Consider the following 12579-nt stretch of genomic DNA (forward strand, 5'->3'; position numbering starts at 1 on the left):
CTTAGCCTGCCTTTCTGCCACGGAAGGAATTGATGGCGATTACGGCGATCAGGAACGCGCCCCAGACAAAGTCGATCAGGTGGTTCGACACGCGCATCATCTGAAAGCCCGACGACAGCAACGTGAGAGAGATCACCGCAAGCGCCACGCCCAGCACGTTGCCCTTGCCGCCCGTGGGGTTGGTCCCGCCCAGAACCGCGATCAGCACCGCCTGCAGCAGGTAGGACGCGCCGTAATCGGATTTGGCCGCGTTGATGCGCGCCGACAGCAGGATTCCCGCCATCGCCGCGAGACCCCCGGTCAGCATGTAGGACCAGACGATCATGCGCCCCCGCTCGATCCCGGTGTACATCGCGGCCTTGGGGTTGCTGCCGATCAGCTTGAGCCTGAGACCGAACGAGGTGCGCGACAGCAGAAGCGACAGCCCCACGCACAGCACCACGAACAGTAGCAACGGCACCGGGATCGACGCGATCTTGCCGTTGCCAAGCCACGTCCAGCCCGACGGAAAGCCCACGATTGCCGGCCCGCCAGTGATCACGAGGCACAGGCCGATGAAGACCTGACCCGTCCCCAGCGTGGCAAGGATCGGCGTGATCTTCAGCCCCGAGATCAAAAGCCCGTTCAGAAGCCCCGCAAGAACACCGACCAGAAGACCAACCCCCACGCCGAGGATCACGGGCGCAACGCCCAGCGACCCGGCGCCGGCCTCGCCCGCGACATACCCGAACACGGTGCCGGCGGTGATGCCGGCAAGGTTCGCAACGCCGACGATGGACAGGTCGATGCCGCCGGTCAGCATCGCGATCATCATCGCCACCGACAGGATGCCCAGTTCGGGCATGAAGAAGGCCATGGATTCAAAGTTGTAGGCCGACAGGAACATCTGCGGGCGCAGCGCCGTCATCGACACGAGGATCAGCAGGCAGATCACGCCCAGCTGGACGTTGGTGTGCCCGCCCGCGCGCAATACCGCGCCCTTGAGGCTGCCGCCACCGGACTGCGGGATGTTGGTCTGGCTCATGTCACGTTCTCCCGTCTCAAACCGGCGCGCGGCGGTCGCGCAGCGCCGTCACCGCAACCGCGGCGATCAACATGCCGCCCACGACGACACGCTGCCAGGTCGTGTCGATGCCCATGAGGATCAGCGAGTTCTGGATCATCACGAGAATGAAGACACCCAGAACCGTTCCCAGCACCGTACCGCGCCCACCGAAGATCGACGCCCCGCCCAGCACGACAGCGGCAATCACGTCGAGTTCGAGCCCGACGAAGTCGCGCGGATTGGCGAGCCAGATCATCGACGAGTGCAGCAGCCCCGCGAACCCCGCGAGCGCGCCCGCCGTGCAATAGACGAAGATCATCGTGCGCCCGGTGTTGAAGCCCACACGCTTGGCGGCCTCGGCATCAGCGCCATAGGCATAGACAGAGCGGCCGATCATCGTGCGCGTCAGCACAAGATGCATGATCACCGCAACCGCGATATAGACGGCGATCATCGCGGTAAGACCGAAGGTCGAGCCGTTCGCACGCTCCAGCGTCACGATGTCGGTGCGGCCCAGGGCGATCAGCGCGTCGGGCATCTGGTTGATGTTGACATTCGACGTACCCGCGAGCCCCAGCAACAGCCCGCGCACGACCGATGCCGTGCCAAGCGTCACGATCAGCGGTATCATGTTGAACTTGTGGATGATGCCCGCATTCATGAGGCCCAGCAGCCCCCCGATCAACGACGCCGCCAGAAACGGCAGGACCACGCCGTCATAGTCGATGGCCACCATCACGCGGACCACCAGGTACATCCCCGCGACCGCGAAGGCCGTAAACGACACGTCGATGCCGCCGGAAATCATCACCAGAAGCACGCCCAGCGCCATCAGGCCGATGACCACATTGGATTTCAGCAGGCTGAAGATGTTGGACAACTGCCAGAAGGCGGGGTTGATGAGGCCGATCACCACCATCGCGACCACAAGGATCAGCGCGATGATGGCGTCGGCGCTGCCGAACAGTTTCATGCGGTTTCCTTCCGGGTCGTGCTGACCAGCGCAGCGTCGAGCGCGTCTTCGGTCAGGGCCGTGCCGGACAGCTCTCCGGTCAGGCGACCGTCGGCCATCGTCAGCACGCGGTTGCAGTTCGCGGCCAACTCGGGAATGTCGTCCGATATCATGATCACGGCGAGACCCTTGTCCCGCGTCAGGCCATGGATGATCGCGTGGATCTGTTCCTTCGATCCCACGTCGACCCCAACCGTCGGACCATTGAGCATCAAGAGCCTTGCATCGGTCATCAGCCAGCGGCCAATCACCACGCGCTGCTGGTTGCCGCCAGACAGCGTCGAGACCGGAACCTCGGTGCCGGGCGCGCTGATCTGCATGTCAGCGAACATGGCCTCGGTCTCGGCGCGGGCCAGCGCACCATCGATCCAGAGCCGCGGCGCGTAGCGGTCCATCGCCGCCGAGATCGCGTTGTCGCGGATCGAACGGTCAAGGAACAGGCCTTCGGACAGGCGGTCCTCGGGCACGTAGGCCACGCCCGCGTCGATGGCCTCGGACACCGACATGGGTGCCAGCGGCTGACCGTCGATTTCCATAGTGCCGGTCAGGTCCCGGCGCAGGCCGAAGATCGCCTTGACCAGCGCCTGGCGCCCGGCCCCGATCAGGCCCGAAAGGCCCACGACCTCGCCCGGCATGATGTCGAGCGACACGCCGTTCACCTTGTCGCCCACGCTGACATTCTTCAGCCGCAGGCGCGGGGTCGTCCCGGCGTCGAGGGCCGGGGCCTCGAAATGGCCGGTGTTCAGGTTGCGCCCGGTCATGGCGTGGGTGATCTTGCGCTCGTCGAATTCCGAGATCGGGCCTTCCTCGACCTTCTTGCCGTTGCGAAAGACAGTCAGCGCCTCGCTGATCTCAAGCATCTCTCGCATCTTGTGACTGACGAAAAGCACCGCGATTCCATGTGCCTGAAGGTCGCGCACGATCCGGAACATGCGTTCGACCTCGCGCCCCGTGAGCGCCGTGGTCGGTTCGTCCATGATGATGAGCCGCGCGTCGGCAAGCACCGCGCGGGCGATGGCGACGACCTGCCGGCCGGCGGCGGGCAGCGTCTCGACATTCGCGTCGAGATCCAACTCGACATCCAGCCGCCCCAGCACCTCGCGCGCCATCCTGCGGCCACGGCGCCAGTCCACGATGCTGCGCTTCTCGCGCAGATACGTGTTGAGAAACAGGTTCTCGATAACGCTCAGGGTCGGGAACAGCGACAGGTCCTGGTATATCACCTGCACGCCGTGCGCGATCGAGGTGGCCGGGTCGAGGCGGCCCGTCGGCACGCCGTCGATCAGGATCTCGCCCGCGTCGGGCTGGTACACCCCGGAGACGATCTTGATAAGCGTGGACTTGCCCGACCCATTCTCGCCGGCAAGGCAGCGGATCTCGGCGGGGGCGATGGACATGGATACATCATCCAGCGCGCGGACACCGCCGAAACGCTTGGAAATGCCTCGAAGCTCGATCAAGGGGGGCGATGCCATGAGAGGCCTCGTGAATGTGGTGGAACGGTCCATGCGGGCGCGCGACAGAATGTCGGCGCCCGCCATCGACTGCGCGATCAGAAGTTGTACTGATCCATGTTTTCGGCGGTCACACCGACCCAGCCCGCGCCATAAAGCACGTTCTGCCGGTCTTCGCCCGCTTCGTTCAGGTTCTCATAGCCCTGAAGGCCAAGGTCCAGACCCGCGCCGATCTGATCGTCACGCCCTTCCAGCGCGGCCACCGCAAGCATGTTCATCGCATAGCCCGCGACGGCCGGGTCCCAGAACTGGATATACTTGATGTCGCCATTGGCAATATAGTCGCCCGCCACCGACGGAAGGCCCGTGCCCGCGAAGTGCAACTGCCCCTGCAGGCCGCTTTCCGCGATCAGGCGCCCAGCGCCCGCCGAGGTGGGCATGGGCCCGCCGACAATGCCCGTGATGTCGGGATGCGCGGTCAGCGCTTCCTTGAGCTTGGTATAGTCGGTGTTGGCATCGTCGTAGGTCTCGAGGCGCTCGGTCGCCATCTCCATGTCGGGATAGGCTTCCTTCTGCCGCGCGATGGCACCGTCGATCCACTCGTTCTGCGACTTCGAGGTCAGGCTGCCGACGGTGGCGACATACTGACCGCTCTTGCCCATCTGTTCGGCAAGCTCGTCCATCAGCTTTGCACCGTAGGCAAGATTGTCGAACGCCTCGATATCGTAATCCACGTTCTGAATATTCGACGCCTCGTGGCTGATTACGACGATGCCACGGTCGCGCGCCTTCTTCAGCACCGGCTCGACAGCCTCGACCGAGAACGGCACGATGGCGATTGCGTCCACGCCCTGCGCGATCAGGTTTTCGACAAGCTGCACTTGCGCCGCCGCGTCCGCCGAGGACGGGCCCACCATCCAGGTGTCGTGGTCGGTGTCTTCGCCGAATTGCTGCACGCCATCCCGCATGCGGTCGAACCACGCGATGCCGTCAACCTTGACGACCGTCGCGATCGAATACGTCTCGTCGGTCTGGATCAGTTCCTGATTCACGTTGCTGGTGTCGACCACCTGGTCCTGCGCCTGCGCGGCGCCCGCGGCGGTCACTGTCGCGACGGCCAGTGAAATGAAATTCATCCTCATGGTATTCCTCCCTCTACGCCCTGCCGGGCTGGAACATGTCCGGCCATTCCTCCAACGACCGGAAAGGCTGCGCCGATTTCTGTTCGGATCACAACATTATGTTTTATCCAAACGAAGCCGCTGGGAGTCGTCAAGCGAAAAAGCGGATGCGTCAGCCGTTCTTTGCAAGCGGCACGGCGCGGCGTCCGACGCCGTGTTCGGTGATCACCCCGGACATCTCGTCGATTTCCGCGAAGCGGTAATCGCGCCGCGCGCCGACCTTGCTGGAATCGAAGACCGACCAACTCTCGGACGCAAGGGCGATCACCGCACGTTTCATCGCGACCTCGTAATGGTGCGAACAACTAAGCTCGCGCCCGTCCCAGAGACCGCCGGCCGACAAAAAGCCGATCTCGATCCCCATGGGTTTCAGCACCTCAAGCGGATCGGGCGGATGACACGATCGCGTGCGGCTTTGCAGCCGACCGCCGATGAACTCGACCTCGACGCTGGTCCGGCCCTGCAACAACTCTGCCGAGGTCAGGCAATGGGTCACGATCCGCCGCACCCCGCTGCATGCCAGCGCACGGGCAAGGTGCGGCAGGGTCGTGCCCGTATCAAGGAACACGCAGGCGCCCTCCGGCACAAGAAGGGCCGCGTGATCCGCCGCAAGGCGCTTGGCCTCGCTGGCGCGCCGCATCTGTTCGTCGAAATCGTAGGAATCGGTGCTGCGGGCCCTCACGAGGAACCCGCCCTGACAGGCGAACCACGCCTTGCCCGATGCAGCGTCCCGGCGCAACGTCATCTCGGTCACGCCCAGATCTTGCGCCACGTCGCGCAGGCGCAGGGACGGCGACACGTCAAGCAAAAGGCAGATACGCGCGTTGCGTTCGTCAAAGCCACTGGGCCGCGTCATGTCTGGAATCCGTGCGGGCGAAACATGCGCAAACTGTGACCGAAGGCCGGAACGAGGTCAAATTCCTTGATCTGTAATCATGGCTGGCGGTCCGCCTGGCACCTCCGAGATTGACAGCGCCACGAATTGTGGCCTTCGGCAATAAACACCATTGCATGCGGATATCCCCCGGAAAATGAGGCGCGGTCGATGGCGCCCCAGCCATGGGCCCGCGTGGGGCGTCGAGTGCCCCAAGTCCGGGCCATGAGCAAAGGTTTGCTATCCTGAGGGCATCCTTTTACCATCAATACGGATGTGAAAGGAGATGCAGGATGGCACGATCCAGTGCGACGCCGGCCCGTGCGCCCGTGTCCGAGACGCTGAGCCTCAATCCGGGTCATGTAAATCCCGGCCAGATCGCGCTATTGGTGCAGGACGGGTTCCGTTCCAACTGCAGCGATTTCATCCGGACCGCCATCCGCAACCAGATTGACCGTCACGCCGACACGGTGCGCGGGATCGTCGTGCGCAACAGCGTCGATCAGGGGCCGCGGCGCATCACGCATGGGCTGACCACCCCTTGTCCTGATCGCCCCCGACGTCACCGCCGTGCTTGCCCCCGACACCATTTCCGCCCTCTCCATTCTGGGCGCATTGCAAGCACCTTATGCGGTCAAGGCTGCGCTGGCCGATCGTTCACTCTGATCCATCACCCTGGAAAGTATCCCGATGACCACTTCCTTCGCGCGCGGCATGGCCCGTGCCACCGAACTCACCAAGGCTGGCAGGCTGGACGAGGCAACCGCGCTGATCCAGTCTCTCATGCAGGCCCCGCCGGCGCCCGATGATCGCGGCGCCGCGGCCGATCCATCCGCCCGTGACGATGTCATCGATGGGACATTCACCCGGCTCGACGACACGGTCGGCGGCGAGCATCCGCAGACGTCGAAATCCGCCAAGACCCACAGACCTGCTGCGCAAAACCCCCGCACATCCCTGCGCGACACGCTGAGCGGCCTCGCGGCGCGCGTGATGCCGACGGGCGGGGATGCGCCACCCGCGCAGGTCGACATTCCGGACGGCGCGCGATTCCTGTCGCTGACACATGGCGGTCCGCAGGGCAGCCGGGACTACCGGCTTTATGTTCCCGCCACACAGCCCGACGGGCCGATGCCCCTGGTCGTGATGCTGCATGGATGCACCCAGTCGCCCGAGGATTTCGCCATCGGCACAGGGATGAACACGCTGGCCGAGGAATTCGGGTGCCTGATCGCCTATCCCGCCCAGCCCCAGGCGGCGAATGCCCAGAAATGCTGGAACTGGTACCAGCCGGGCGATCAGGCGCGCGGCCGCGGCGAGCCTGCCATCATCGCGGGGATCGTGCGCGACATCCTGCGCGATCATCCGGCCGATGCAGGCCGCGTCTATACCGCCGGCCTGTCGGCGGGCGGGGCGGCGGCGGCCATAATCGGCGCGGCCTATCCCGATCTCTTCGCGGCGGTCGGTGTGCATTCCGGCCTGCCGGTCGGCGGGGCGCGGGACGGGCCGACGGCCCTCGCCGCCATGAGCGGCGGATCGCCGGGCCGGCCGCAGGCCGGGGCCGTGCCGACCATCGTGTTCCACGGGCTGGCCGACACGACGGTGAACCCCACAAACGGCGTGGCTGTCGTGGCGCAGGCGTTGCGGGCGCGCGGCGACCTGAAGACGCGCGACGTGTCCGGACGCTCGGACGGTGGGCGCACCTACCGGCAGATCCGTCACGACGATGCCGAGGGCCACAGCCTGGTCGAGCATTGGCAGATCGACGGGGCGGGTCATGCCTGGTCCGGCGGCCAGTCGGGCGGCAGCTACACCGACCCGCAAGGCCCGGACGCCTCGCGCGAGATGCTGCGGTTCTTCCTGCAGCACAGGCGGGCCTGATCTGGACGGGGTTTAGGGTCTTCTGGGCGCTTGACGTGGTTCAGCCCATCCAAAGACCTTGCGCCCACACAGCATCGCGGCGTGTCAGCCGCTGACGCCGAGATACCAGACCGCAGCCGGGATCGTCGCCAGCAAGACCAGCGACACCACCACCAGCACACCATCGCGCGTCAGCAGACCGGCGGCGAAAAGCGCAACCACGCCGCCTGCCAATGAGCCGGACATCGGAATGAACTCCATGAAGGGCATGAAAAGCGTCAGACCGAGGATCGGGCAGAGCGGCAGCCAGAACCACGGCCGGTAAAAGAGAAAGACAAGCCGGGGTTTCAGCAACCTTTCCACGAAACGGACGGGCCTGCGCAACCAGGCGATCCCGTCGCAGAGTTTGGCGGTGGACATGTGTCGCCGGGTGACGACACCCGGCAGCCACACGGATTTGCGGCCGATGACCATCTGGACCACCAGAAAAAACAGGATCACCGCCGTGATCGCCGTGAGCCCCGGAATCGCGCTCGCGGGCGAGGCGCAGACCAAGGCGAAGATCAGCATCAGCGAGGCGAAGGACCGTTGTCCCAATGTCTCTATCACGTCCGCGACGGCGATACGGTCACCTGTCGCCGACATCTCGATCTGGTCCAGAACGTCACTCAGGGCGCGTGTCGGTCTTGCTGTCATGTGTCTCCTGCATTGGTAAGGATAATAAAGAAAACGGTCTGGTCTTCCGAGCCCTGCGGTCGCCGGCGTTATCCCACTCGGCCATACTTTGCGTCATCACGGGCCCGGTGGCCAGCGCCGCGCGGATGGCACCGTGTCCGGTCCTCTTGCCGAGGTCGGTCAGCATGGGATCACTCGTTTGATCTGTCATGCGGCGGGGACCCGCCGAGGAAAACAACGACTGTTCAGCCCGAGAGTTCCATCAACGCCGGATCAGAGTCCAGTTCGTGATGGCGTCGTGCGTTTTGAGGCGAAGACGCCTGTCTTCAGCCCGCGAACCGGGCAAAGCAAGGCGGAAAGACATGTTGCACACCCTTCTTCTACGTGCCGCGCTTGCCCCTGCTTGCGCAAAAGCAGGCGCACCGGTTGGCGGCGCGGTCTGTTGGTGGACGCAACGCGTCATCCAACGCAGCATCCATGACCGGGAACATACTTTCCGGCGATCGGCCACAGGACGGCGTCAAATATCGCCACAGCGGGCCTGAGCGTACCGGGGACCACCATCGTGGTTCCCATCATGGGAAACGGGGAAGGATTTCATGGGTTCCTATTGCAACCGCATCAGGCTGTTCGGCGGCAGCATCCGCTTCAGCACAGCCGTCTTTCGTTCCGGTGAATGGCCCAACTCATCATCCTGTCCCGCCCACCTGAGGAATAGAGGAAAAGTCGAGCAGCGAACAACATCCTCAACAGAGAGGGCCCGCCATCACCGCCGAGATCGCCGAGGCCTCAGGCGGGCGGCTGATTCTGTTCGATGCCGACCCCGGCCTGCGCGCAACACTGGCCTTGCCGTGGCGTGTCCCGCGCGATCGCAAGGTCATGCGGCCCCGGTTGACTTGGCGGCGCGGTGGTCTCGCGTGCGACAACGGTGCGCGGTGGCGACCCGACGATCTGTATCCGCGGCGAACGTCTTTTCCGACGGGCCGCATCGGCACAGTCGGTTGGACGGCCTCGCGGGCCGGGTCACATCCCGAACGCTGCGTAAACCGGTGCCTCGCTGTCCCGCCACATGGATAATGCCGAACCTTGGGGGTCCGGCATTACCTGTGTCGTGCCTGTCAAGGTTCATTCCGCCGCTTCGGCGTAATCCTCCAGTGGCGGGCAGGTGCAGACGAGGTGGCGGTCGCCATAGACATTGTCCACCCGGTTGACCGGCGGCCAGTACTTGTCGACCCGGAACGCGCCCGGCGGGAAGCAGCCCTGCTCGCGGCTATAGGGCCGGTCCCAGTCCTTGACCAGATCCTCCATCGTGTGCGGCGCGTGCTTGAGGGGGTTGTTTTCCGCGTCAATCCGCCCCTCCTCGATGTCGCGGATCTCGGCGCGGATCGCCAGCATCGCGTCGATGAAGCGGTCAAGCTCTGCCTTGGTCTCGGATTCCGTGGGCTCGACCATCAGCGTGCCGGCGACAGGCCAGCTCATCGTCGGCGCGTGAAAGCCGCAATCCATCAGGCGCTTGGCGATGTCATCGACGGTCACGCCGGCACTGTCGGCAAAGGGCCGGACGTCGAGGATGCATTCATGTGCGATGCGCCCACCGGTACCTTTGTAAAGCACGTCATACGCCCCTTCGAGACGCTTGGCGAGGTAGTTGGCATTCAGGATCGCCACCCGCGTCGCCTGCGTCAGGCCCGCGCCGCCCATCATCAGGCAATACGCCCACGAGATCGGCAGAAGCGACGGCGCACCATAAGGCGCCGCGCTGACCGGACCTTCGGTGCCTCCGGTCTCGGGATGGCCGGGCAGGTGTGGCACCAGATGCGCCTTTACGCCGATCGGGCCCATGCCGGGGCCGCCGCCGCCATGCGGGATGCAGAACGTCTTGTGCAGGTTGAGGTGGCTGACATCGCCGCCCAGATCGCCGGGGCGCGACAGCCCCACCATCGCGTTCATGTTGGCCCCGTCGATATAGACCTGCCCGCCATGCGCATGGGTGATGTCGCAGACCTCGCGCACGGTTTCCTCGAAGACGCCATGTGTGGACGGATAGGTGATCATGCAACCGGCGAGATTGTCGGAATGCTTCTCGGCCTTGGCGCGGAAATCCTCGACGTCGATATCGCCGTTCGCCGCGGATTGCACCACCACCACGTCCCAGCCGACCATATGCGCGCTGGCGGGGTTGGTGCCATGCGCACTCATCGGGATGAGGCAGACGCGGCGGTGCCCCTGCCCTTCGGCGCGGTGCCAGGCGGCTATGCTCAGCAGGCCGGCGTATTCACCCTGCGCGCCCGAATTGGGCTGCATCGAGATCGCGGCATAGCCGGTGATCTCGCACAGCTTCGCCGACAGGTCGTCGATCATGTGCCGGTACCCCTGCGCCTGATCGGCAGGAGCAAAGGGATGCAGGCGCGAAAATTCGGGCCAGCTGATCGGCATCATCTCGGCCGCGGAATTCAGCTTCATCGTGCACGACCCCAGCGGGATCATCGCCCGGTCAAGCGCAAGGTCACGATCGGCAAGCCGGCGCATGTAGCGCATCATCTCGGTCTCGGCCCGGTTCATGTGGAAGATCGGATGCGTCAGGTAATCGCTGCTACGCAGCAGCGGGTCCGGCATGCGGTATTCGGGCGTGAAATCATGATCCTGCTGATCGATGCCGAAGGCGCGCCACACCGCCTCGATGATCTCGGGGCGGGTGCATTCGTCCAGCGTGATGCCGATCCGCGTGGCGCCGACGCGGCGCAGGTTGACGCCCTCGCCCACGGCGGCCTGCAACACGCCGCGCTGCAACAGCCCGACATCGACGGTGATCGTATCGAAGAACGTGTCCGGCTCCACCTTGAACCCCGCGGCCTCCAGCCCCTTGGCCAGCCGGACGGTCTTGCGGTGGATGCGCTGCGCAATCGCCTTCAGGCCCTTGGGGCCATGGAACACCGCGTACATCGACGCCATCACCGCCAACAGCGCCTGTGCCGTGCAGACATTGCTGGTGGCCTTCTCGCGGCGGATATGCTGTTCGCGGGTCTGCAGGCTAAGGCGGTAGGCGCGGTTGCCGTGGTTGTCCACGCTGACCCCCACAAGCCGACCGGGCAGCGACCGCTTGTAGGCATCCTTGGTGGCGATATAGGCCGCGTGCGGGCCGCCGTAACCCACCGGCACGCCGAAGCGCTGCGTCGAGCCGACGGCGATATCGGCCCCCATCGCCCCCGGCTCTTTCAGCAGGGTCAGCGCCAGCGGATCGGCGATCACGATGCCGATGGCCTTCTGCGCGTGCAGCTCCGCGATCTCGTCCGAGAAATCGCGCAGCTGCCCATGCGTGCCGGGATACTGGAATATCGCGCCGAACACGGCGTCGGGGCGCAGATCCTCGGGGGCACCGACGATCACCTCGATCCCCAGCGGGGCCGCGCGGGTCTTCATCACCGCGATGTTCTGCGGGTGGCAATTCTCATCCACGAAGAACGCGCGCGCTTTCGACTTCGCCACGCGCTGCGCCATGGTCATCGCCTCGGCCGCCGCCGTCGCCTCGTCCAGAAGCGAGGCATTGGCCACCGCAAGCCCGGTCAGATCGCTCACCATCGTCTGGAAGTTCAAAAGCGCCTCCAGCCGGCCCTGGCTGATTTCCGGCTGATAGGGCGTGTAGGCCGTGTACCACGCGGGATTTTCGAGGATGTTGCGCTGGATCGCGGGCGGCGTCACGGTGTCGTGATAGCCCTGCCCGATCAGCGAGGTCAGCACGGTGTTCTTGTCGGCGACCTCGCGCATGTGGTGCAACAGCTCGCTTTCCGACATCGGCTTGCCGAAATCGAGCGGGTCGTCCTGCCGGATCGATTTCGGCACCGTCTCGTCGATCAGCGCGTCAAGGCTCTCGACCCCGAGCACGTTGAACATGTCGCTCATCTCCTCGGGCGAGGGGCCGATATGGCGGCGGTTGGCAAAATCGTATGGCAGGTATTCGGTCGCTTTGAACGGCATGTCCCGTATCCTTTCATTGTTCCGGGCGGCACACGGCGCTGTCCGGCTTCATCTTTCCCAAAATACTCCCGCCGGAGGCGCGAAAATCCGTCACGGATTTTCGTCCGGATTTCCCCGAAATCCGCCCCGCGGCGAGCTGGGCTCAGCCCACGTATTTCTTGTAGGCGGCCTCATCCATGTACTCGTCCATCTGCTCAGGCTCGCTCGGGGTCATCTTGAAGAACCACGCATCGCCCATCGGGTCGTCGTTGACGCGGCCGGGCTCGTCGGTCAGCGTGTCATTGACCTCGGTGATCTCGCCGTCGATCGGGGCAAGGATATCAGAGGCGGCCTTGACGCTCTCGATCACGACAACCTCGTCATCCTTGGTCACCTTCGTCCCCACCTCGGGCAGTTCGACGAAGACGACATCGCCCAGTTGCTGGCTGGCATGCTCGGTGATGCCGACGACCACCTGGTCGTCCTCTACACGCAACCACTCGTGCTCTTCGGTGAATTTCATC

At 64.7% G+C, this 12579-nt stretch carries 11 protein-coding genes; 2 read left to right on the forward strand and 9 right to left on the reverse strand.

Annotated features, from left to right (window positions below; all coding sequences use genetic code 11):
- Position 1 precedes the first annotated feature (1 nt).
- From ACROSR_RS07595 to ACROSR_RS07615, 5 genes are all read right to left on the reverse strand, one after another.
- The gene (locus ACROSR_RS07595) at positions 2-1024 is read right to left on the reverse strand and encodes an ABC transporter permease (RefSeq protein WP_432683672.1); all 1023 of its coding nucleotides are present in this window, start codon (positions 1022-1024) and stop codon (positions 2-4) included.
- Between the two features lie 16 nt (positions 1025-1040).
- Positions 1041-2018, reverse strand: a complete 978-nt coding sequence (locus tag ACROSR_RS07600) for an ABC transporter permease (protein WP_432683674.1) — start codon at positions 2016-2018, stop codon at positions 1041-1043.
- Complete coding sequence (locus ACROSR_RS07605; protein ID WP_432683676.1) at positions 2015-3532, reverse strand: sugar ABC transporter ATP-binding protein; 1518 nt, start codon at positions 3530-3532, stop codon at positions 2015-2017. Before ACROSR_RS07605 ends, ACROSR_RS07600 begins: the two co-directional genes overlap by 4 nt.
- Before the next feature lie 77 nt (positions 3533-3609).
- Positions 3610-4653, reverse strand: coding sequence for an autoinducer 2 ABC transporter substrate-binding protein (locus ACROSR_RS07610; protein ID WP_432683678.1), 1044 nt, complete (start codon positions 4651-4653; stop codon positions 3610-3612).
- 151 nt (positions 4654-4804) lie between these two features.
- A complete protein-coding gene (locus tag ACROSR_RS07615; RefSeq protein WP_432683680.1) occupies positions 4805-5548 on the reverse strand; it encodes a DeoR/GlpR family DNA-binding transcription regulator in 744 nt (247 codons plus the stop codon).
- Positions 5549-5859: 311 nt separating this feature from the next.
- On the opposite strand from ACROSR_RS07615, the gene ACROSR_RS07620 reads away from it, so the two are divergent.
- On the forward strand, positions 5860-6375 hold the full coding sequence (locus ACROSR_RS07620; RefSeq protein WP_432683682.1) for a hypothetical protein: 516 nt from the start codon (positions 5860-5862) through the stop codon (positions 6373-6375).
- Positions 6257-7447 carry an extracellular catalytic domain type 1 short-chain-length polyhydroxyalkanoate depolymerase gene (locus ACROSR_RS07625; RefSeq protein ID WP_432683684.1) on the forward strand — a complete coding sequence of 397 codons (1191 nt, stop codon included), beginning with the start codon at positions 6257-6259 and terminating at the stop codon, positions 7445-7447. The genes ACROSR_RS07620 and ACROSR_RS07625 overlap by 119 nt, the downstream gene beginning before the upstream one ends.
- 84 nt (positions 7448-7531) lie before the next feature.
- On the opposite strand, the gene ACROSR_RS07630 is transcribed toward ACROSR_RS07625, so the two are convergent.
- The 4 genes from ACROSR_RS07630 to gcvH form a co-directional block, all read right to left on the reverse strand.
- Entirely contained in the window at positions 7532-8122 is a 591-nt protein-coding gene (locus ACROSR_RS07630) for an exopolysaccharide biosynthesis protein (RefSeq protein ID WP_432683686.1), read from the reverse strand.
- Positions 8091-8288, reverse strand: a complete 198-nt coding sequence (locus tag ACROSR_RS07635) for a hypothetical protein (RefSeq protein ID WP_432683687.1) — start codon at positions 8286-8288, stop codon at positions 8091-8093. Before ACROSR_RS07635 ends, ACROSR_RS07630 begins: the two co-directional genes overlap by 32 nt.
- Before the next feature lie 938 nt (positions 8289-9226).
- Positions 9227-12076, reverse strand: coding sequence for an aminomethyl-transferring glycine dehydrogenase (gcvP, locus tag ACROSR_RS07640; protein ID WP_432683689.1), 2850 nt, complete (start codon positions 12074-12076; stop codon positions 9227-9229).
- A 142-nt stretch (positions 12077-12218) separates the two neighbouring features.
- The gene (gene gcvH / locus ACROSR_RS07645) at positions 12219-12578 is read right to left on the reverse strand and encodes a glycine cleavage system protein GcvH (RefSeq protein ID WP_432683691.1); all 360 of its coding nucleotides are present in this window, start codon (positions 12576-12578) and stop codon (positions 12219-12221) included.
- Position 12579: the final 1 nt, after the last annotated feature.

It is taken from the genome of Roseovarius tibetensis (genome assembly GCF_050896375.1).
Lineage (GTDB): Bacteria > Pseudomonadota > Alphaproteobacteria > Rhodobacterales > Rhodobacteraceae > Roseovarius > Roseovarius tibetensis.